General features: G+C 72.4%; 21 protein-coding genes. All 21 read right to left on the reverse strand.

What is annotated here, in order from left to right; all coding sequences use genetic code 11:
* Window positions 1–25 precede the first annotated feature (25 nt).
* Window positions 26–493 carry a DUF2752 domain-containing protein gene (locus CFK38_RS12115; protein ID WP_096803301.1) on the reverse strand — a complete coding sequence of 156 codons (468 nt, stop codon included), beginning with the start codon at window positions 491–493 and terminating at the stop codon, window positions 26–28.
* Window positions 490–804, reverse strand: coding sequence for an HGxxPAAW family protein (locus tag CFK38_RS12120; protein WP_096803302.1), 315 nt, complete (start codon window positions 802–804; stop codon window positions 490–492). Before CFK38_RS12120 ends, CFK38_RS12115 begins: the two co-directional genes overlap by 4 nt.
* A gap of 111 nt (window positions 805–915) precedes the next feature.
* A complete protein-coding gene (locus CFK38_RS12125) occupies window positions 916–1,581 on the reverse strand; it encodes a Trp biosynthesis-associated membrane protein (protein WP_096803303.1) in 666 nt (221 codons plus the stop codon).
* Window positions 1,578–3,170, reverse strand: coding sequence for an anthranilate synthase component I (locus tag CFK38_RS12130; protein WP_096803304.1), 1,593 nt, complete (start codon window positions 3,168–3,170; stop codon window positions 1,578–1,580). Before CFK38_RS12130 ends, CFK38_RS12125 begins: the two co-directional genes overlap by 4 nt.
* Window positions 3,167–3,550 carry a phosphoribosyl-AMP cyclohydrolase gene (gene hisI, locus CFK38_RS12135; RefSeq protein WP_096803305.1) on the reverse strand — a complete coding sequence of 128 codons (384 nt, stop codon included), beginning with the start codon at window positions 3,548–3,550 and terminating at the stop codon, window positions 3,167–3,169. Before hisI ends, CFK38_RS12130 begins: the two co-directional genes overlap by 4 nt.
* Window positions 3,547–4,755 (reverse strand): methionine adenosyltransferase, encoded by a 1,209-nt coding sequence (gene metK, locus CFK38_RS12140; protein ID WP_096803306.1) that lies wholly within the window; start codon window positions 4,753–4,755, stop codon window positions 3,547–3,549. Before metK ends, hisI begins: the two co-directional genes overlap by 4 nt.
* A 5-nt stretch (window positions 4,756–4,760) precedes the next feature.
* On the reverse strand, window positions 4,761–6,041 hold the full coding sequence (gene coaBC / locus CFK38_RS12145) for a bifunctional phosphopantothenoylcysteine decarboxylase/phosphopantothenate--cysteine ligase CoaBC (protein ID WP_096803307.1): 1,281 nt from the start codon (window positions 6,039–6,041) through the stop codon (window positions 4,761–4,763).
* A gap of 24 nt (window positions 6,042–6,065) precedes the next feature.
* Window positions 6,066–6,428, reverse strand: coding sequence for a DNA-directed RNA polymerase subunit omega (gene rpoZ / locus CFK38_RS12150; RefSeq protein ID WP_096803308.1), 363 nt, complete (start codon window positions 6,426–6,428; stop codon window positions 6,066–6,068).
* 83 nt (window positions 6,429–6,511) lie between these two features.
* Entirely contained in the window at window positions 6,512–7,111 is a 600-nt protein-coding gene (gene gmk / locus CFK38_RS12155) for a guanylate kinase (RefSeq protein ID WP_096803309.1), read from the reverse strand.
* Window positions 7,108–7,434, reverse strand: a complete 327-nt coding sequence (gene mihF / locus CFK38_RS17375) for an integration host factor, actinobacterial type (protein WP_096803310.1) — start codon at window positions 7,432–7,434, stop codon at window positions 7,108–7,110. The genes gmk and mihF overlap by 4 nt, the downstream gene beginning before the upstream one ends.
* A 200-nt stretch (window positions 7,435–7,634) precedes the next feature.
* Window positions 7,635–8,498 (reverse strand): orotidine-5'-phosphate decarboxylase, encoded by an 864-nt coding sequence (gene pyrF / locus CFK38_RS12165; protein ID WP_096803311.1) that lies wholly within the window; start codon window positions 8,496–8,498, stop codon window positions 7,635–7,637.
* Complete coding sequence (carB, locus tag CFK38_RS12170) at window positions 8,495–11,848, reverse strand: carbamoyl-phosphate synthase large subunit (protein WP_096803312.1); 3,354 nt, start codon at window positions 11,846–11,848, stop codon at window positions 8,495–8,497. Before carB ends, pyrF begins: the two co-directional genes overlap by 4 nt.
* Entirely contained in the window at window positions 11,848–13,056 is a 1,209-nt protein-coding gene (gene carA / locus CFK38_RS12175; RefSeq protein ID WP_096803313.1) for a glutamine-hydrolyzing carbamoyl-phosphate synthase small subunit, read from the reverse strand. Before carA ends, carB begins: the two co-directional genes overlap by 1 nt.
* Complete coding sequence (locus CFK38_RS12180) at window positions 13,053–13,547, reverse strand: PH-like domain-containing protein (protein ID WP_096803314.1); 495 nt, start codon at window positions 13,545–13,547, stop codon at window positions 13,053–13,055. Before CFK38_RS12180 ends, carA begins: the two co-directional genes overlap by 4 nt.
* Window positions 13,544–14,887, reverse strand: coding sequence for a dihydroorotase (locus CFK38_RS12185; RefSeq protein WP_096803315.1), 1,344 nt, complete (start codon window positions 14,885–14,887; stop codon window positions 13,544–13,546). The genes CFK38_RS12180 and CFK38_RS12185 overlap by 4 nt, the downstream gene beginning before the upstream one ends.
* The gene (locus tag CFK38_RS12190; protein WP_096803316.1) at window positions 14,877–15,839 is read right to left on the reverse strand and encodes an aspartate carbamoyltransferase catalytic subunit; all 963 of its coding nucleotides are present in this window, start codon (window positions 15,837–15,839) and stop codon (window positions 14,877–14,879) included. Before CFK38_RS12190 ends, CFK38_RS12185 begins: the two co-directional genes overlap by 11 nt.
* Window positions 15,836–16,462 carry a bifunctional pyr operon transcriptional regulator/uracil phosphoribosyltransferase PyrR gene (gene pyrR / locus CFK38_RS12195; RefSeq protein WP_096803317.1) on the reverse strand — a complete coding sequence of 209 codons (627 nt, stop codon included), beginning with the start codon at window positions 16,460–16,462 and terminating at the stop codon, window positions 15,836–15,838. The genes CFK38_RS12190 and pyrR overlap by 4 nt, the downstream gene beginning before the upstream one ends.
* 129 nt (window positions 16,463–16,591) lie before the next feature.
* Window positions 16,592–17,146: a transcription antitermination factor NusB gene (nusB, locus tag CFK38_RS12200; RefSeq protein WP_096803318.1), complete on the reverse strand. Its 555-nt coding sequence runs from the start codon at window positions 17,144–17,146 to the stop codon at window positions 16,592–16,594.
* Window positions 17,143–17,703, reverse strand: coding sequence for an elongation factor P (efp, locus tag CFK38_RS12205; protein WP_096803319.1), 561 nt, complete (start codon window positions 17,701–17,703; stop codon window positions 17,143–17,145). Before efp ends, nusB begins: the two co-directional genes overlap by 4 nt.
* 74 nt (window positions 17,704–17,777) lie before the next feature.
* The gene (locus tag CFK38_RS12210) at window positions 17,778–18,395 is read right to left on the reverse strand and encodes a MarR family transcriptional regulator (RefSeq protein WP_096803320.1); all 618 of its coding nucleotides are present in this window, start codon (window positions 18,393–18,395) and stop codon (window positions 17,778–17,780) included.
* 92 nt (window positions 18,396–18,487) lie between these two features.
* Complete coding sequence (locus tag CFK38_RS12215; protein WP_096803321.1) at window positions 18,488–20,092, reverse strand: ABC-F family ATP-binding cassette domain-containing protein; 1,605 nt, start codon at window positions 20,090–20,092, stop codon at window positions 18,488–18,490.
* Window positions 20,093–20,232: the final 140 nt, after the last annotated feature.

Consider the following 20,232-nt stretch of genomic DNA (forward strand, 5'->3'; position numbering starts at 1 on the left):
CACCCCGCGGGGTCGGGGGCGGGTCTCAGCCGCCGACGAGGGAGATCGGGGCCAGGAACCAGAACTGCGGCAGGTTCCGCAGCACGGTGAAGACGGCGAGGAGCCCGACCAGGACCAGCAGCACGGTCCTCGAGGGCATCAGGTCCGTGCGCAGGCCGCGCGCGCGCCGCCCGGCCCAGACCGCCATGCCGATCCCGACCAGCGGGACCGCGACCGTCACCGGCGCGTTGTTCCGCAGGGCGAGCAGCGGATCACCGGCCAGCAGGGCGTGCACGGCACGGATCGCTCCGCAGCCGGGACACTCCAGACCGGTGAGGTGGTTCAGCACGCACAGCGGGATGTGGGTGCGGAACGGATCGAAGACCAGCTGCACCAGGACGGCGAGAACGAGGCCGGAGGCCCCGATCGCGAGCGGCAGCAGCAGCCGGCGCGGGCCCCGGGCGGGGGCGAGGGACACGGCGGCGCCGTGCTCCCGCCGCGCCGGCGAGGTCACCTCGCGTCGGCCTCGGCGGGCCGGCCGGAGCGCGTGTTGCGGGCGGAGCCGTCCGCGGCGGTGGCGGCGGCCGCCGCCACGCCGTAGCGGCGCGGCTGGCCGCGGCCGGTCAGGGACAGCACCGCGCCGACGATGATGGCCAGCACGACCACGCCGGCGCCCACCCAGATCAGGATGCTCAGGGCGCTGACGACCATGCCGATGCCGATCCCGAGGGAGCCCAGCACGATACCGAGGTTCATGGTCCAGGCCGCGGCGGTCTTGCCCTCGTTGTGGTGGGGCGGCGGCGGCACGGTGTAGCTCTTCGGCATGATCCTTCTCCAGTCAGGGTCCCGGTCGCGCCCATTGTGCCACGCCGGGCCGTCCTGGACGGCGCATCGTCCATCGCTGCGCACGAGGTGTCGCACACCGGGTGAGCGTGATCACCGCGCAGGCGGGGGCGGTGCCGTCCCGGGGGGCTCCTGCGGGCTCGGCGATCTCGGCTGCTGCGCGTGCTCGATGCTGGGGTCCTCGCCGCGGCTGAGGGCGTCCCAGGCGGCCGCGGGATCCTCCGCGGGGTCGGCGGTGACGGCGACGGCGGCGCTGCGATACCGGTCGCGGCGCGGCCAGCCGCCTCCCGCGAGCAGCACCAGCACCCCGACCGCCAGCACCCCGAGCGCAGGCACCAGGGTCAGCAGCGGCCACGCGGTGGTCCCGCCCGCGACCGCGGCGCCGACCACCCCGGTGGCGGTGGTGGTGGCGGAGCCCGCCGCAGCGGCCGGATCCCGCACCACGCCGAGCGCCGCGAGGGCGGCACCGGCACCGGTCAGCAGCAGCACCGGACCGGTCAGGAAGCGGAGCCAGGCCGAGGGCAGGGCGGTGGCGAGCGAGCCGGCGATCGCCACCAGCGCGAGGGCGAGCACCGCCGGTGCCGCCTCCGCGCCGAGCACGTCCACCTGCTGCACGGTGCCGGTCAGATCCGGTGCGGTCGCGTGGATCCAGGTGGTGCGGGTGGTGCCGGCCAGCAGCGCGGAGGCCGCGGTGCCGGCGAGGACGGTGGCGCGCCGGCCGGGCAGGGCGCGGCGAGCGGCGGGCTCCTGCGCGCTCATGCCGGGCGGAGCGTGTCGGCGGCGGCGGCGGCCCGCAGCGCGGCGGCGGCCTTCGACTGGGTCTCGCGGTGCTCCATGGTCGCGTCGGAGTCGGCGACCACTCCCCCGCCGGCCTGCACGTGGGCGGTGCCGTCCTTGATGACAGCGGTACGGATCGCGATCGCCATGTCCATGTCGCCGGCGAAGTCGAAGTACCCCACGGTGCCCCCGTAGACGCCGCGCCGCACCGGTTCGAGCCGGTCGATGATCCGCATCGCGGAGGGCTTCGGGGCGCCGGAGAGCGTCCCGGCCGGGAACGTGGCCCGCAGCGCATCGTAGGCCCCGACATCGTCCCGCAGGTGCCCGGTGACGGTGGAGACGATGTGCTGGATGTGCGAGAAGCGCTGGAGATGCATGAAATCGCGGACCACCACCGTGCCGGGGGCGCAGAACTTCTGCAGGTCGTTGCGGGCGAGGTCGACGAGCATCAGGTGCTCCGAGCGCTCCTTGGGGTCGGCGAGCAGCTCGGCTCCGAGCCGCTCGTCCTCCTCCGGGGTGGCGCCGCGCGGCCGCGAGCCCGCGATCGGATGGGTGGTGGCCGTGGTCCCTCGCACGCTCACCAGCGACTCCGGGCTCGCGCCGACCACGTCGATGGGCTCCCCCTCGGCGTCGACGGTGCGCAGCAGATACATGTACGGGCTGGGGTTCATCCGCCGCAGCACGCGGTAGACGTCCAGCGGATCCGCGGCGATCGGCAGCGAGAACCGCTGCGAGGGGACCACCTGGAAGATCTCGCCGTCGATGATGTCGCGGACCGCCTCCTGGACGGCCCGCTCGTACTCGAGCTGCGAGGTGCGGGCCTTGGGCTCGAGCTCGCGCACGGTGTCGTAGACCACCGGGCCGCCGCCGATCGGGGTGCGCAGCCGCTCCCGCATCGTCTCCAGCCGGGCGAGGGCGTCGTCGTAGGCGGCATCGACGCCGTCGTCGGTGGCGTTGAGGTTCAGGGCGTTGGCGACCAGCACCACGGTGGAGTCGTGCGCGTCGTGGACCACGACGTCCTGCGCCAGCAGCATCGAGAGATCCGGCAGTCCGATCTCGTCGGGCGGGGACGGGGCGAGCTTCTCCCAGTGCCGGACCGCGTCGTAGGCGACGAAACCGACCATACCGCCGGAGAAGGGCGGCAGGTGAGGCTGGCGGGCGGCACGGAACTCGCTGGTCACCGCGCGCAGCGCTTCCACCGGGCTGCCCGCGGTGGGGACCCCGGCGGGGACGTCCCCGCGCCAGTGCGCCTGGCCGTCCCGCTCGGTGAGGACGGCGCGGGCCCGGGTGCCGATGATCGAGTAGCGGGACGCCTCGCCCTCCCCGGCGGACTCGAGCAGGAAGGTGCCGCGGGTGCCGCCGTCGGCCGTCAGCCGGCGGTAGAGGGAGACCGGGGTGTCCTCGTCGGCCAGCAGCCGCACGCTGAGCGGGACCACGCGCTGACGGGAGGCGAGGTCCCGGAAGGTCTCGCGGTCGGGGACGATCACGCCGAGGGCGTCGCCCTCGCGCCCGCCGACCTGCTCGGGGTAGGCCTCGGCGCGGGCCGAGGTCGTGGTGGGATCATCGCTCATGCGGTGCGCTCCGTGGGGGGAAGGACGACGGCGCCCAGGTCGCCGCCGTCGAAGCAGGTGTCGGTGCCGCGGTGGCAGGCGGCCCCGACCTGGTCGACGCTCACCAGCAGGGTGTCGCCGTCGCAGTCCAGGGCGACCGAGCGCACCCATTGGACGTGTCCGCTGGTGTCGCCCTTGCGCCAGTACTCGCCGCGGGAGCGGGACCAGTAGGTGACGCGTCCGGAGCTCAGGGTGCGGGCCAGCGCCTCGTCGTCCATCCAGCCCACCATCAGCACCCGGTGGTCGGTGGCGTCCTGCACCACGGCGGTGAGCAGTCCGGCGTCGTCGTGCTTGAGGCGGGCGGCGAGCGCGGGGTCGAGGCGGGGATCGGGCGTGGTCACAGGGCGCGCTCCAGCTCCCCGGCGCGGTCCGCACGCTCCCAGGTGAACTCCGGCAGCTCACGACCGAAGTGGCCGTGCACGGAGGTCAGGGAGTAGATCGGGCGCAGCAGGTCCAGGGCGTCGATGAGCGCGGCCGGGCGCAGATCGAAGACCTTCCTCACCGCGGCGGCGATCTGATGCGAGGGGACGTGCCCGGTGCCGAAGGTCTCCACGTACAGGCCCACCGGTTCGGCGACGCCGATGGCGTAGGCGACCTGCACCTCGCAGCGGTCGGCGAGCCCTGCGGCGACGATGTTCTTGGCCACCCAGCGCATCGCATAGGCACCGGAGCGGTCCACCTTGCTGGGATCCTTGCCGGAGAACGCGCCGCCGCCGTGACGGGCCATGCCGCCGTAGGTGTCCACGATGATCTTGCGGCCGGTCAGGCCGGCATCGCCCTTGGGGCCGCCGAGCACGAAGCGGCCGGAGGGGTTGATGTGGGTGACCACGGACGAGGTGTCCAGGCCCAGGGACTCGAGGTCCTCGAGCACCGGGGCGATGACGATCTTCGAGATCGCCGGGGCCAGCTGGCTGTCGAGGTCCACCTCGGCGCTGTGCTGGGTGGAGACCACGATCGCGTCGACGCTGCGGGCCACGCCGTCCTCGTCGTAGCCGATCGAGACCTGGGTCTTGCCGTCCGGGCGCAGGTACGGCAGCACCTCGTCGCGGCGGGCCGCGGACAGGTTGCGGGTGAGGCGATGGGCGGCGTGGATCGGCAGCGGCATCAGCTCGGGGGTGTCGCGGCAGGCGTAGCCGAACATGAGCCCCTGGTCCCCGGCGCCGAGCTTCGCGAACGCCTCCGCCGCCACGTCCCCGCGCGTCTCGAAGGAGGTGTCGACCCCCTGGGCGATGTCCGGGGACTGGGCGCCGATGGAGACCTCGATGCCGCAGGAATCGGCGTCGAAGCCCTTCTCGGAGGAGTCGTAGCCGATCTCCCGGATCACGTCGCGCACGATCGTGGCGACGTCGCTGTACCCGCTGGTGCGGACCTCTCCGGCGACGTGGACGAGTCCGGTGGTCACCATGGTCTCCACGGCGACGCGGGCGCCGGCGTCCTGGGCCAGCAGATCGTCGAGGATGGCGTCGGAGATCTGATCGCAGATCTTGTCGGGATGCCCTTCGGTGACCGATTCGGACGTGAAGGTGCGCAGCTCGCTGGTGGTCATGGGGATCAGGGTACTTCCGGCAGGACGGACAGGAGCTGGTCGAGCACCGCGTGGGCGACGAGGGTCTTGGAACCCTCGGCGCGGGCGACCTCCTCACCGCTGCGGTCCAGGATCCGCACGGCGTTGTCGGCGGCGCCGAACACCCCGGCGGTCAGGTCGTTGAAGACCAGAAGATCCGCGCCCTTGCGCCGGGCCTTCTGGCGTGCCAGGTCGAGAGCGCTGACCTCGTCGGAGCCGGTCTCGGCGGCGAAGCCGACGATCGCCGGGCGGGCCGATCCGGAGTCCGTGCGCTCGAGCACACTGAGCCGCAGGATGTCCTGGGTGCGGCGCAGGGCGATCGCGGGCACCGCGTCGCTGTCGTCCCCGGCGGACTCATCCTTCTTGAGCTTGGTCTGCGCCCGCTCGGCCGCGGTGAAGTCGGCCACCGCGGCGGCCATCACCAGCGCGTCGGCCCGGCCGCGATGCGCGGCGACCAGTGCGGCGAGCTCGGCGGCGCTGCCCACGTCCAGGCGCTGGGCGCCGGGTGGTGTCTCCAGGTCCACGTTCGCGGCGGCCAGGCGCACGCGGGCGCCGCGCACGAGGGCGGCGTGGGCGAGCGCCCAGCCCTGCCGACCGGAGGAGCGGTTGGCCAGGAAGCGGACCGGGTCGAGGTCCTCGCGGGTGCCGCCGGCGGTGATCAGCAGCTCCCGGCCGACGAGGTCCCGGCGCACGGCGCCCCGCTGGTCCCGGGGGGCGGCGATCGCGGCGCGGGCGGCCTCGCGGATCGCTGCGGGCTCGGGGAGGCGGCCCGGGCCGGAGTCGGGGCCGGTGAGCCGGCCGACGGCGGGCTCGAGCACCGTCAGACCGCGCTCACGCAGCACCGCCACGTTCTCGACGGTCGAGGGGTGCTCCCACATCTCGGTGTGCATCGCCGGTGCCACCACGATCGGGGCCCGGGTCACCAGGGCGGAGGCGGTCAGCAGGTCGTCGGCGCGGCCCATGCGCAGCCGGGCCAGGAGGTCCGCGGTGGCCGGGGCGATCACCACCAGATCGGCCTGCTGGCCGAGGCGAACGTGGGCGACCTCCTCGACGTCCTCGAAGACCGAGGTGAGGACCGGGTGGTGGCTGAGCGCCTCCCAGGTCGCGGCCCCGACGAACTCGAGGGAGGAGGCGGTGGGCAGGACGCGGACATCGGCCCCATCGCCGACAAGACCGCGCACCAGGTGCGCGGTCTTGTATGCGGCGATGCCGCCCCCGACGCCGACCAGGACGCGGGCACCGGTGAGGGTGCGCAGCTCGCTGCTCATCGGATCATCCGGCGGAGGCCGGGATCAGAGCGGGAAGTCGGTCGGCGGGATCTCGGGGGCGTCGTCGCCGAGCATCAGCGGGGCCGGAGCGTTCGGGTCCGGCTCGTTCTGCGCGGCGTACTCCTCCTCGTCGATCTCGCGGATCGTGAGCAGGTCCTCATCGATCTCGCGCAGGGCGATGGAGAGCGGCTTCTCCTGGTTCTCGACGTCCACCAGCGGGCCGACGAACTCCAGCAGGCCCTCGGAGAGCTGCGAGTAGTACGAGTTGATCTGGCGAGCACGCTGGGACGCGTACAGCACCAGGGCGTACTTCGAGTCGACGGTCTCCAGGAGACGGTCGATCGGGGGGTTCGTGATGCCTTCGGGCTGTGCGACTGTTCCGGCCACGGATGTCCCTTCGTGAGATATGACGGGCGACGCCTCAGGATACGCCCTTCCCCGGACGGGGGCGAGGCCGCGGACCCCGGGCCTCAGGTGAGGTCGCGCACGCCGAGCAGGCCGGCGAGCTCTCCGGCGGCCCGGTCCACGGCGTCGTTGACGATGGTGACGTCGAACTCGTCCTCCGCGGCGAGCTCGACCCGTGCGGTCGCCAGGCGGCGCTCGCGCTCCTCGGCGTCCTCCGTGCCGCGGCCCACCAGGCGGTCCACGAGCGTGTCCCAGTCCGGTGGGGCGAGGAACACGAAGCGGGCGTCCGGGAGCGTCTGGCGGACCTGCCGCGCGCCGGCCAGATCGATCTCCAGCAGCACCGGGCGTCCTTCGACGACCTTCTGCTCGACGGGGCCGCGCGGGGTGCCGTACTTGTGGCGTCCGTGCACCACGGCCCACTCCAGCATCTGACCGTTCTCGATCAGGGAGGTGAACTCCTCCTCGCTCACGAAGCGGTAGTGCACCCCGTCCACCTCACCCGGGCGCGGGGCCCGGGTGGTCGCAGAGACGGACAGCCAGATCTCGGGATAGCGGGCACGGATCGCCGCGGAGACGGTGCCCTTGCCGACCGCCGTGGGGCCGGCCAGAACGGTGACCGGGGCCGACGCCTTCTCGGCGCCGACCCCGGGGGAGGAATCGTTCACTCGGCGAAGTGCGCGACGAGCTTCTCCGCCTGGTGCGAGCCGAGGCCGCGGATCTTGCGGGAGGGCGAGATGCCGATCTCCTCCATGATCTGCTGCGCCTTGACCTTGCCGACGCCCGGGAGCGCCTCCAGCAGTGCCGAGACCCGGAGACGACCGACGATCTCGTTGGTCTCGGCCTCCTTGAGGACCTTCTTGATCTCGTCGCCACGATGACCGGCGCTGTCCTTCAGGCGTGCCTTGATGGCCGCGCGCTCGCGACGAGCCTCTGCGGCCTTCTTCAGGGCATCGGCCCGCTGCTCAGGGGTGAGGGGAGGGAGAGCCACTGTTCTTACCTCTTGTTCTCTTGCTGGTGACGGGGAGATCCGAGCGGACCTCGGTGTGGGAAGAGCGTAACCCCATATTCGTGGCGGAGCGCACTTTTGACACGCTTCGTCGCTGGTCCGGTGCAGATCGGGGCGTGCGGCGACCCGCCGCGGGACCGCCCGGACCAGCGCCGGGAGGCGGCGGTCCGGGCGGTAAGCACTCAGCGGAAGTCCGCCTGCAGCGCCTCGGCCCGGGCCCGCAGCGTCGCCTCGTCCGGACCGGCGACCGACAGCCCACGGGACAGCGAAACAAGCACGTGACCTGCGTTTTCTCCGAACACCTCGGAGAGCTGCGCAGGTCCGGCGCCCTGTGCTCCGAAGCCCGGGGCCAGCAGCGGGACGGACGGCGCGGCACCAGCCAGGCCGAGCTCGCGGTAGGCGCGGCCGACGGTCGCGCCGACCACCAGACCCACGCTCGACCACTCCCCCGGCCCGGCGTTCCCGATCCGCTCGGCGTGTCGCGCGATCTCCAGCGCCACCGGCGTGTCGCTCGCCGTCCGGGCGTGCTGGACCTGCGGTCCGTCCGGGTTCGAGGTGAGCGCCAGCAGGAACAGGCCCTTGCCGTGCTCGGCGGCGAGAGCGGCCGCCGGGTCGAGCGAGCCGGCACCGAGGTACGGGCTGACGGTGATCGCATCGGCCTCCAGCGGGGCGCCCGGGAGCAGATGCGCCTGGGCATAGGCGCCCATGGTGGAGCCGATGTCCCCGCGCTTGACGTCGAGGATGGTCAGCATCCCCGCCTCGCGGGCGGCGGCGAGCAGCTCCTCGAGCACCGCGACCCCGGCGGAGCCGTGGCGTTCGAAGAAGGCCGACTGCGGCTTGATCGCCGCGACCGTCCCGCGCACTGCGGCCAGCGTGATCCGGGAGAACTCCCGCAGGCCCTCCGGGGTGTCCGGCAGCGACCACGCCTCCAGCAGGGAGGAGTGCGGGTCGATGCCGGCGACCACCGGGCCGTGGGCCTGCACGGCTCGACGCAGACGCTCCCCGAACCCCTCGGCCCCCGCCGGGCCGCGCTCCGGCCCGTTCATGCGCCGAGCTGAGCGGCGCGGACCGCCGCCAGGCGTGCGGTGTGGTCCTGCAGGCTGGTGACCTCGAAGCGCTCCACCGGTCGTGCCTCGATCGCCTGCACGGCCGCCTGGAACTCCTGCAGGGTGGTGATCATCGGGACGTCCATGCTGGTGGCCGCGGCGCGGATCGCGTAGCCGTCGACCCGGGCGTTGGAGCCCGACGGTGTGTTCATCACCAGGTCCACCCGGCTGTTCTCGATCAGCTCGATGACGCTGGCGTCCGCGCCCGGCTCGGAGGCCTTGCGCAGCACCCGGCAGGGGATGCCGTAGCGACGCAGCACCCGGCCGGTCCCGGCGGTGGTGAGGATCTCGAAGCCGAGGGCCGCCAGGCGCGCCACCGGCAGCGGCAGGGAGCGCTTGTCGCGGTCGGCGACCGAGACGAAGGCGGTGCCGGAGGTGGGCAGGCCCTGGCCGGCGATCGCCAGCTGCGATTTGGCGAAGGCCAGCGGGAAGGTGGAATCCAGGCCCATCACCTCACCGGTGGAGCGCATCTCCGGGCCCAGCACGGAATCCACCGCGCGTCCCTCATGGGTGCGGAAGCGCTTGAAGGGGAGCACGGCCTCCTTGACCGCGATCGGCGAATCATCGGGCAGGTCGGCGCCGTCCCCCTGGGCAGGCAGCACTCCCCTGCGGCGCAGTTCCGCGATCGAGGTGCCGGCCATCAGCAGGGCCGCGGCCTGGGCGAGCGGGACGCCGGTGGCCTTGGCGACGAAGGGCACGGTGCGGGAGGCGCGCGGATTGGCCTCGAGCACGTAGAGGACGCCGTGGGAGAGGGCGTACTGGATGTTCAGCAGTCCCCGCACCCCCACCCCCTCGGCGATCGCGAGCGTGGAGGTGCGGATCCGCTCGAGCACCGCATCGGAGAGGGTGACCGGCGGCAGGGTGCAGGCCGAGTCGCCGGAGTGGATGCCGGCCTCCTCGATGTGCTCCATGACCCCGCCGAGGTACAGGTCGGTGCCGTCGTAGAGGGCGTCGACGTCGATCTCGATCGCGGTGTCCAAGAAGCTGTCGATGAGGATCGGGGCCTCGGCACGGCCGCCGTCGGGCAGGTTCCGGCCGACGTAGTCGATCAGACCGGGCTCATCGAAGACGATCTCCATGCCGCGGCCGCCGAGCACGTAGCTCGGCCGCACCAGCACCGGGTAGCCGACCTGGGCGGCGACCTCGATCGCATCGCTGAGGCCCCAGGCCGTGCCGTAGGGGGGCGCCGGCAGGTCCGCCTCGGCCAGCAGCGCACCGAAGTGGCCGCGGTCCTCGGCGTTGTCGATCGCGGAGGGGCTGGTGCCGATGATCGGCAGCCCGGCGGCCTCGAGCCGGCGGGCGAGCGCGAGCGGGGTCTGGCCGCCCAGCTGGACGATGACCCCGGCGACCGGGCCCGCGGCCTTCTCCGCCTCGTAGACCTCGACCACGTCCTCGAAGGTGAGCGGCTCGAAGTAGAGCCGGTCGGCGATGTCGTAGTCGGTCGAGACCGTCTCGGGGTTGCAGTTGATCATCACGGTCTCGAAGCCGCCGCCGGGCAGCTCCGGGTTGCCCAGCGCGATGGCGGCGTGGACGCAGGAGTAGTCGAACTCGATGCCCTGGCCGATGCGGTTGGGTCCCGAGCCGAGGATCAGCACCGCCGGACGCTCGCGCGGCTCGACCTCGGTCTCCTGGTCGTAGGTGGAGTAGTGGTACGGGGTGGCGGAGGCGAACTCCGCGGCGCAGGTGTCGACCGTCTTGAAGACCGGGTTGATGCCCAGCGCCTCGCGCACCCCCTTGACCACGTCGCCGCTGTGGCGGCTGAGAGCACCGATCTGGTCGTCGGAGAGCCCGTGGCGCTTGGCCAGGGACAGCAGGTCGGCATCGAGCACATCGCTGGAGCGGATCTCGGCGGCGAGCTCGGCGATGATCAGCATCTGGTCGAGGAACCAGCGATCGATGGCGGTGGCCTCCACCAGCCGGTCGAGGGTCTCCGCGGGATCGACGACGCCCTCGGCGGCGGACCACAGGATCCGACCGATGTCGACCAGACGCTCGGCGGTCGGGGTGCGGGACGCGTCCAGCAGCTCGGTGACCTCGGCGGGCGTGGGGGGCGCCCCCTCGTAGGAGAAGGCGGCGCCCTTGACGTCGATGGAGCGCTGCGCCTTGCCGAGCGCCTCGGTGAAGTTGCGGCCCAGCGCCATCGCCTCGCCGACGCTCTTCATGGTGGTGGTCAGGGTCGCGTCCGCGGCGGGGAACTTCTCGAAGGCGAAGCGCGGGACCTTCACCACGACGTAGTCCAGCGCCGGCTCGAAGCTCGCCGGCGTGGTGCCGGTGATGTCGTTGCGGATCTCGTCCAGCGTGAAGCCGATCGCGACGCGGGCGGCGATCTTGGCGATCGGGAAGCCGGTGGCCTTCGAGGCCAGCGCCGAGGACCGGGAGACGCGCGGGTTCATCTCGATGACCACCACGCGGCCGGTCTCCGGATGGGTCGCGAACTGCACGTTGCAGCCACCGGTGTCGACGCCGACCTCGCGGATGATCGCGATGCCGAGATCCCGCAGGGTCTGCATCTCCACATCGGTGAGGGTGAGGGCCGGGGCGACGGTGACGGAGTCGCCGGTGTGCACGCCGACGGGGTCCACGTTCTCGATCGAGCAGATCACGACGCAGTTGTCGGCGCTGTCGCGCATCAGCTCGAGCTCGAACTCCTTCCAGCCCAGGATCGACTCCTCCAGCAGCACCTCGGAGGTCGGCGAATAGTGCAGGCCGTCGCCGCCGATGCGGCGCAGGTCCCGCTCGTCGTAGGCCATGCCCGAGCCGAGGCCGCCCATGGTGAAGCTGGGTCGCACCACCATCGGGTAGCCGAGCTCCTCGGCGCCGTCCAGCAGATCCTCCACGGTGTGGCAGATCTTCGAGCGCGCGGACTCGCCGCCCACCCGGTCCACGACCTCCTTGAACAGCTGGCGGTCCTCGGCCTTGTTGATCGCCTCGAGGCTGGCGCCGATCATCTCGACGCCGAACTCCGCCAGGGTGCCGTTCTCGGCGAGGGCGATCGCGGCGTTCAGCGCGGTCTGCCCGCCGAGGGTGGGCAGCAGCGCGTCGGGCCGCTCCTTCTCGATGATGGTGCGGATGATCTGCGGGTCGATCGGCTCGATGTAGGTGGCGTCGGCGATCTCCGGGTCGGTCATGATCGTGGCCGGGTTGGAGTTGACGAGGATGACCCGCAGGCCCTCCTCGCGCAGCACCCGGCAGGCCTGGGTGCCGGAGTAGTCGAACTCCGCGGCCTGGCCGATGACGATCGGGCCGGAGCCGATGACCAGGACGGAGGAGAGGTCGGGGCGACGGGGCATCAGGACTCCTTGGATGCAGAGGCGGCGCGGTGGGCGATCGCGAGCTCTGCCAGACGATCGAAGAGGGGCGAGGCGTCGTGCGGTCCGCCGGCCGCCTCGGGGTGGTACTGGACCGAGAACGCGGGGCGGTCGAGGCAGCGCAGCCCCTCGACCACGTCGTCGTTCAGGCCGACGTGCGAGACCGTGACGCGGCCGTAGCGGCCACCGTCGTGCGGAGCGATGTGCTCCCCCTGAAGGGGGACGTCGACGGCGAAGCCGTGGTTGTGGGCGGTGATCGCCACCTGCCCGGTCTCTCGGTCCTGGACGGGCTGGTTGATGCCGCGGTGGCCGAACTTCAGCTTGTACGTGTCGAAGCCGAGGGCACGGCCCAGCAGCTGATTGCCGAAGCAGATGCCGAAGAAGGGCAGGTCGGCGTCGAGGACTCCGCGCAGCAGCTCGACCTGCTCGGTGGCGGCGGCGGGGTCCCCGGGGCCGTTGGAGAAGAACACGGCGTCGGGCTCGAGCGCGCGCAGGTCCTCGAGGGAGGTGGTCGCCGGCAGCAGGTGGACGCGCAGACCGCGGGCGAGCATGCTGCGCGGGGCGGCGCTCTTGATGCCGAGGTCCACGGCCGCGATCGTGGCGCGCACCTCGCCCTCGGGCTCCAGGACCACCGGCTGGGCGATGGTGACCTCCTCGACGAAGCTGGCACCGCTCATCTCGGGCTGCTCCCGCACCTGGTCGAGCAGCCGCCCCTCGGGGATCCGCAGCGCGTCGCCGGAGAAGATCCCGCCGCGCAGCGAACCGGTCTCGCGCAGCCGACGGGTGAGCATGCGGGTGTCGATGTCGCTGATGCCGACGACGTCGCTGCCGATGAGCAGCTCGTCCAGGGTCTGCTCGGCGCGGTACGAGGAGGCGATGCGGCTGGCGTCGCGGACGGCGTAGCCGCGCACCCACACCTTCCGCGATTCCATGTCCTCGGCGTTGGCGCCGGTGTTGCCGATGTGCGGGGCCGTCTGCACGACGATCTGGCCGGCGTAGGACGGATCCGAGAGGGTCTCCTGGTACCCGGTCATGCCGGTGGTGAAGACGACCTCGCCGAGGCGGGAGCCGCGGGCGCCGTAGGCGGAGCCGCGCAGGACGGTGCCGTCCTCGAGGATCAGCAGCGCCCTGTCCGGGCGCGCGCGGCGGCGCGGCGACCTCGAGGGATCGGTGGAAGCGGGGGATGTCATGCGTGCTCCTTCCGGGAGAGCAGGAGGTCGTGGTCGGTGCGCCGGGCGAGGCGCAGACCGGTGTCGAGGAGCTGGCCGCCGAGGCGCCAGCGGAGGATGAGCAGCCCGTCGCCGCCGATGAACTTCCCGGCCATGCCCGGACCGGAGGTGATCTCCACGAGGTCCGCGGCGGGGATGGTGAGGTCCGGGGCCCCCTCGCGCTCCAGGCGCCAGGAGCCGCCGTCGCCGAGGGTCACCCGGGCCTTCGCACGCTGGCCGAGACCGTGGGCGACGACCCGTTCGAGGGGCTGTGCGGCGAGCACCGTGTCGACGTAGACGGCGTCGACGGGTCCGTGGTCGATCCCCTCCCCCAGGTGGGCGAGGGGGTGATCCGCGGGACGGGGCAGGTGCTGCTGGGAGCGACCGCGCCGCTTCCATCCCCACACCATGGCGGCCAGGGCCGCGGCGAACAGCACCACGAGCAGCAGGACGGGGACCAGCCGCTCGCTCATCGCCGGACCACCTGCCCGTCGCGGACGGTGGGGCGCCCACCGAGCACGGTCAGGCGGTTGGTGCCGGGCAGCTGGAGCCCCGCGAAGGGCGAGTTCCGGCTGAGGGAGGCGTGCTCGGCGGGATCGGCCACCTGCACCGGGCGCGGGTCCCAGACCAGCACATGGGCCGGGAAGCCGGGCTCGAGCGGGTGCCCCTGCTCCCGGTCCCGTCCGATCTCGGCGGGCTTCTCGGAGAGCACGCGGGCGACGTCGCGCCAGCTGAGCCGGCCCTGGTCGACCATGGTCAGCTGCACCAGCGACAGCGCCGTCTCCAGGCCGGTCATGCCCATCGCGGCCTGGTCCCATTCCCGGTCCTTGGCGTCGCGGGGATGCGGGGCGTGGTCGGTGGCGACGATGTCGATGGTGCCGTCGGCCAGCCCTGCCCGGACCGCCTCGACATCGGCGGCGGTGCGCAGCGGCGGGTTGACCTTGAACACCGCGTCGAACTGGCGCACGTTCTCGTCGGTCAGCAGCAGGTGATGCGGGGTGACCTCGGCGGTCACCGCGATGCCGCGCTGCTTCGCCCAGCGGATGATGTCGACGCTGCCGGCGGTGGAGAGGTGACAGACGTGCAGGCGGGAGCCGACGTGCTGGGCGAGCAGCACGTCACGGGCGATGATCGACTCCTCGGCGACGGCCGGCCAGCCGGTGAGCCCCAGCTCCGCGGAGACCACGCCCTCGTGCATCTGGGCGCCCGCGGTCAGCCGCGGGTCCTGGGCGTGCTGGGCGATGACCCCGTCGAAGGACTTCACGTACTCCAGGGCCCGGCGCATCAGCACCGGGTCGTGGACGCACTTGCCGTCATCGCTGAACACGCGGACCTGGGCGCCGGAGTTCGCCATCGCATCGAGCTCCGCCAGACGCTCCCCCGCCAGGCCCACGGTGACCGCTCCGACGGGTCGCACCGTGCACCAGCCGGCGCTGTCGCCGCGACGGGCGATCTGCTCGACCACGCCGGCGGTGTCCGCGACCGGGGTGGTGTTGGCCATGGCATGCACGGCGGTGAAGCCTCCCCGGGCCGCGGCGCGGGTACCGCTCTCGACCGTCTCGGCCTCCTCCCCGCCGGGCTCGCGCAGGTGGGTGTGGAGGTCCACCAGGCCGGGCAGCACGATGCAGCCCTCGGCCTCGATGACCTCCGTGTGCTCGGGGAGCTCCAGCTCGGTGCCGACGGCCCGGATGCGGCCGCCGACCAGGAGGACGTCCTGGACGTCCTCGCCGTAGGGGCGGCCGCCGCGGATCAGCAGCGGTGTCGTGGCGGCGTCGCCGGTGGTGACGGCGCTGTCGGTGGTCTCAGTTCTCACGGTGCGCCTCCCGGGCGTCGGTGGCGAGCAGGTGGTAGAGGACGGCCATCCGCACGAAGACGCCGGAGGCGACCTGTTCGACGATGACGCTGCGCGGGGAGTCCGCGACGGCGCCGGCGATCTCGAAACCGCGGTTCATCGGCCCGGGGTGCAGGACGATCGCGTGCTCGGGCAGTGCGGCGGCGCGGGCGACGGTCAGCCCGTAGCGGCGGGAGTACTCGCCCTCCGTGGGGAAGAAGCCGCCGCCGACCATCCGTTCGCGCTGGACCCGCAGCATCATCACGGCATCCGGGGAGTCGGCGAGGGCCGCATCGAGGTCGTAGCTGATCGCGCAGGGCCAGGCAGAGGCGCCGACGGGCACCAGCGCGGGCGGTGCGACCAGGGTGACGCGGGCGCCGAGCAGGGTCAGCAGCAGGACGTTCGAGCGCGCCACCCGCGAGTGCAGCACGTCGCCGACGATCACCACGTGGAGCCCGTCGAGACCGGCCCGGGGGTCCCCGGGCCGCAGGTGGCGACGCAGGGTGAAGGCGTCGAGCATCGCCTGGGTGGGGTGCTCGTGCGCTCCGTCGCCGGCGTTGACGATCGGCTGATCGATCCATCCGGCATGGGCCAGCAGGTGCGCGGCGCCGGAGGATCCCGAGCGCACCACGACCGCGTCGGCCCCCATGGCCTGCAGGGTCAGCGCCGTGTCCTTGAGGGATTCGCCCTTGGACAGGCTCGATCCCTTGGCGGAGAAGTTGATGACATCGGCGGAGAGCCGTTTCGCGGCGGCTTCGAAGCTGATCCGGGTGCGGGTGGAGTCCTCGAAGAAGAGGTTCACCACGGTGGCGCCGACCAGGGTGGGCAGCTTGCGGATCGCCCGGGACTGGGTGTCGGCCATGTGCTCGGCGGTGGCGAGCACGCTCAGCGCCTCCTCGCGGGTGAGGTCGGAGATGGCGATGAAGTGCTTCATGCCTGCTCCCCCTCGCGGGCGGGGGCGACGGGTCGCACGATGTCGACCGCGTCCTGGCCGTCGGTCTCCGCGAGCTGGACATGGACGCGCTCGGTGCGGGAGGTGGGCAGGTTCTTGCCCACGTGATCCGCGCGGATCGGCAGCTCCCGATGGCCGCGGTCCACCAGCACCGCCAGGCGCACTGCGGCGGGGCGACCGATCGCTCCCAGGGCGTCGAGCGCGGCCCGGACGGTGCGGCCGGAGTAGAGGACGTCGTCGACCAGGACGACGGTGCGGCCGTCGATCCCGGAGCGCGGGATGCGGGTGGGGCTGGGGGCCCGGGTGGGATTCGAGCGCAGATCGTCGCGATACATGGTGATGTCCAGCGCGCCGTACAGCTCGCTGAGGTCTGCGTCCTGGGGCAGACCCTCGGAGCGTGCGATCAGCTCTGCGAGGCGGCGGGCGAGCGGCACGCCCCGATGCGGGATGCCCAGCAGCACCAGCTCCTCGGCGCCGTGGCCGCTCTCGAGGATCTCGTGCGCGATGCGGATCAGTGCCCGCCGGATCTCCTGGGGGCCCAGCACCCGGGAGCTGTCAGCTCCCTCGGGCGTTGCGGACTCGGAGTTCAGGGGTCGTTCGGTCATGCGGTCTTCTCCCTTCCACGCCTCACAGGACGTGTCGTTAAAGGGTGGTGTGCTCGGGTGAGCGTGGTCGATCCTACTCGGCCGGGGTGATGGCGGCCGCGGCCGCCCGCCCCTCGGACACGGCCGTGCTCAGGAGAGCAGGCCGCGGACCTCGACGAGCCGCTGCAGCAGCCCGTTGACGAAGCGCGGGGAGTCGTCGGTGGAGAGCACCTCGGCGATCTTCGTGTACTCGCCGAGGATGGCGCCGCGTCCCGCCGCGTCCTCGCCGTACAGCAGCTCGGCGCAGCCCAGGCGCAGGATCGCGCGGTCCACCGCCGGCATGCGGTGCAACGGCCAGTCGCGCGAGTGCGTGGCCAGGTCCTCGTCGATGTCGGCGGCGTGCGGCGCGTAGAGCTCGACCAGCTCGCGGGCGCGCTGCGGCAGCGGGGTCTGGGCGGCGGTGCGCCGCAGACGCTCCTGGAGCACGTCCAGGACCTGCGCCCGCTTGGCGTCGGCCTCGAAGAGGACGTCGATAGCGCGGATCCGGTCCCGGGAGCGTCCGTGGAGACGGTCCGCGGGGGCCGGGACGGTGCGCTCGAACTCCACCTCCGCACCCTCGCGGGTGGGGTGGGGCAGGCCGGTGGCCCGGGGGGCGGGACGCTCCCCGGTGCCGCCGGCGTCCGCGGCGGGTGAGCCTGAGCTCACTTGACGCGCTCGAGGTAGTCGCCGCTGCGGGTATCGACCTTGACCTGGTCGCCCTCGTTGAGGAACAGCGGGACCTGGACCTCGAGGCCGGTCTCCAGACGGGCGGGCTTGGTGCCGCCGCTGGAGCGATCGCCCTGCAGGCCCGGCTCGGTGAACTCGATGGCCAGCACCACGGACGTGGGCAGCTCGACGAACAGCGCCTGGCCCTCGTGGAAGGCGACCACCACGTCCTGGCCCTCGACCATGAAGTCCTTGGCGCCACCGACGATCTCCGCGGTGAGGCTGGTCTGCTCCCAGTTCGAGGTGTCCATGAACACGTACATGTCGGTGTCGAGGTAGGAGAACTGCATGTCGCGTCGGTCCACGGTGGCGGTCTCCACCTTGAGGCCGGCGTTGAAGGTCTTGTCCACACCCTTGCCGGACAGGACGTTCTTCAGCTTCGTGCGCACGAAGGCCGGTCCCTTGCCGGGCTTGACGTGCTGGAACTCGACCACGCTCCAGAGCTGCTGGTCCAGCACCAGGACCATCCCGTTCTTCAGATCGTTCGTCGTCGCCATGGGTCTCCTCGGTTGTCGTCGTGGCGGACCCAGGATAGCGCCCAGGAGCCCTGCATCCTCGGTCTGCGCGGAGCTCAGCGGGCGGACGTGAGGTCGATCATGCTCAGCAGGCGCACGGCGAGCGGGTGGGCGGCGCTCTCCTCGCGCCACCCGCTGGTCTTCACCGCGCGGGAGACCGTCTGCTGGGTGACGCCGAGGCGCTCGGCGAGCCGGGCCTGGGTCGCGCCGGGTTCGTGGCGCAGCGCCCGGACCGCCTCCCACTGTCCGCGGCTGCGGGCTCGGATCATCCAGCCCACCAGCCGCAGCACGGACTCCACGTCGGCGGCGGTGTCCTGGTGGCGGGCGTCGGCGGCGCGGACCGCGAGCGGCACCTGGGAGGTGGTGCCGGCGGTGCGGAGGGCCTCCTCGGCGGCCGCCACTGCGGGGCCGGCGATCTCGCGCACCGAGGCGGGCAGCGGCCGCCGCACGGCGCCCACGCCGAGGCCGACGGCCAGGGACCCGACCTCCGCGGCCCGCAGCAGGGCCTCCAGCGCCTCCTCCGCACGGTCTGCCAGCACCAGCGCCTCGGGGCCGGCGGTGCGCTCGGGAGCGAGCGGCAGCTCGAGGTCCGCGAGCGCCTCGAGCAGCGCCGGGACGGGATCGCCGACGCTGCGGCCGTGGCCGGGCCGGCCGGAGAGGGAGAGGACGAACATGCGGCACCTTTCACAGCGATTGCCGGTCGTCTCCTACGATACAGCGTGCAAACGCTGATCTGTGGACCTGTGTCGGTGGCGCGGGGTCGGGCTCAGGCGAGCTCGATGAGCTCCTGGTACTCGGCGTTCCAGAGGTCCTCGACCGCGTCCGGCATCATCAGCACGCGCTCGGGGGAGAGCGAGGCGACGGCCCCCGGGTCGTGGGAGACCAGCACCACGGCCCCCTCGAAGGCGGCGAGGGCGCCGAGGATCTCCTCGCGGCTGGCGGGGTCGAGGTTGTTCGTCGGCTCGTCCAGCAGCAGCACGTTCGCGCTCGAGACCACCAGCGTCGCCAGGGCCAGGCGGGTCTTCTCGCCGCCGGAGAGCACACGGGTGGGCTTGTGGACGTCGTCCCCGGTGAACAGGAAGGAGCCGAGGATCTTGCGGGCCTCGACCTCCGGCAGCTCGTAGGCCGCCGTCATCATGTTCTCCAGCACCGTGCGGTCCAGATCGAGGGTCTCGTGCTCCTGGGCGTAGTAGCCGACCCGCAGGCCGTGCCCGGGCAGCAGGCCGCCGGTGTCCGACTCGTCCACGCCGGCGAGGATCCGCAGCAGCGTCGTCTTGCCCGCGCCGTTCAACCCCAGGATGACCACCTTCGAGCCGCGGTCGATCGCCAGATCCACCCCGGTGAAGATCTCCAGGCTCCCGTAGGACTTCGAGAGGTCCTCGGCCATCAGCGGGGTCTTCCCGCAGGGGGCGGGCTTGGGGAAGCGCAGCGAGGCGACGCGGTCCTTCTGCCGCTCCCCCTCGACGCCGTCGAGCATCCGCTCGGCACGCTTGAGCATGTTCTGGGCGGCGACGGCCTTGGTGGCCTTGGCGCGCATCTTCTCGGCCTGGGCGGTGAGCTGGGTCGCCTTCTTCTCGGCATTGGAGCGCTCGCGCCTGCGGCGCTTCTCGTCGTCCTCGCGCTGGCGCTGGTACAGCTTCCAGCCCATGTTGTAGATGTCGATCGAGGCGCGGTTCGCGTCGAGGTAGAACACCTTGTTGACGACGTGCTCGACCAGTTCCACGTCGTGGCTGATGATGATCAGTCCGCCGCGGTAGCCCATCAGGTACTCGCGCAGCCAGACGATCGAGTCGTGGTCGAGGTGGTTCGTGGGCTCGTCCAGGATCATGGTGGCGGCCTGGGAGAACAGGATCCGCGCGAGCTCCACGCGGCGGCGCTGGCCGCCGGAGAGCGTGCCCAGCTCCTGCTCGAGCAGGCGGTTGGGCAGGCCCAGGTTCGCGGACATCCGCTTCGCCTCGGCCTCGGCCGCGTAGCCGCCGGCCGCGTCGAGCTCCGCCTCGATCCGCGGGTAGCGGTTCATCGCCTTCTCGCGACGCGCCTCCGAGAGGCTCATGTCCCCCATCTCCTGCTCGGCGCGACGCAGCTTCTTGAAGATCCCGTCGAGGCCGCGGGCGGAGAGGATGCGGGCCAGGACCGGCTCGGTGTCCTCCCCGCTATGGGTGTCCTGCGGCAGGTAGCCGAGCTCCCCGGTGACCTCGACGCTGCCCTCGGAGGGGTCCAGGGTTCCCGAGAGCACCTTGGTCAGGGTGGTCTTGCCGGCGCCGTTGCGCCCCACCAGTCCCACCCGATCCCCGGAGGTGATCTGGAAGGAGAGGTCGCTCATCAGGAGCCGGGCGCCGACTCGGATGGCGAGGTCGTGCACGGTGATCACGGGCTGGCTCCTGTTCGGACGATGACTGCGGGACCGTGCGCGGGCCGCCCGATCCCGGACCCGGCTCCGCGCGGGGCCGGACCGAGTCTAGGGCCGCACCGCCCCAGGAGCCTGCGAATACCCGCCCACGGTGCCGCGCA

It is taken from the genome of Brachybacterium vulturis (assembly GCF_002407185.1).
GTDB lineage: Bacteria > Actinomycetota > Actinomycetes > Actinomycetales > Dermabacteraceae > Brachybacterium > Brachybacterium vulturis.

Coding starts and splice junctions, on each gene's coding strand:
- carA (WP_096803313.1), bottom strand. CDS start 13,056: ATGACATCCCCCGCTTCCACCGATCCCTCGAGGTCGCCGCGCCGCCGC.
- CFK38_RS12210 (WP_096803320.1), bottom strand. CDS start 18,395: ATGTTCGTCCTCTCCCTCTCCGGCCGGCCCGGCCACGGCCGCAGCGTC.
- CFK38_RS12120 (WP_096803302.1), bottom strand. CDS start 804: ATGCCGAAGAGCTACACCGTGCCGCCGCCGCCCCACCACAACGAGGGC.
- pyrF (WP_096803311.1), bottom strand. CDS start 8,498: ATGAACGGGCCGGAGCGCGGCCCGGCGGGGGCCGAGGGGTTCGGGGAG.
- carB (WP_096803312.1), bottom strand. CDS start 11,848: ATGCCCCGTCGCCCCGACCTCTCCTCCGTCCTGGTCATCGGCTCCGGC.
- CFK38_RS12130 (WP_096803304.1), bottom strand. CDS start 3,170: ATGAGCGATGATCCCACCACGACCTCGGCCCGCGCCGAGGCCTACCCC.
- CFK38_RS12180 (WP_096803314.1), bottom strand. CDS start 13,547: ATGAGCGAGCGGCTGGTCCCCGTCCTGCTGCTCGTGGTGCTGTTCGCC.
- metK (WP_096803306.1), bottom strand. CDS start 4,755: ATGACCACCAGCGAGCTGCGCACCTTCACGTCCGAATCGGTCACCGAA.
- CFK38_RS12190 (WP_096803316.1), bottom strand. CDS start 15,839: ATGAAGCACTTCATCGCCATCTCCGACCTCACCCGCGAGGAGGCGCTG.
- CFK38_RS12125 (WP_096803303.1), bottom strand. CDS start 1,581: ATGAGCGCGCAGGAGCCCGCCGCTCGCCGCGCCCTGCCCGGCCGGCGC.
- pyrR (WP_096803317.1), bottom strand. CDS start 16,462: ATGACCGAACGACCCCTGAACTCCGAGTCCGCAACGCCCGAGGGAGCT.
- efp (WP_096803319.1), bottom strand. CDS start 17,703: ATGGCGACGACGAACGATCTGAAGAACGGGATGGTCCTGGTGCTGGAC.
- coaBC (WP_096803307.1), bottom strand. CDS start 6,041: ATGAGCAGCGAGCTGCGCACCCTCACCGGTGCCCGCGTCCTGGTCGGC.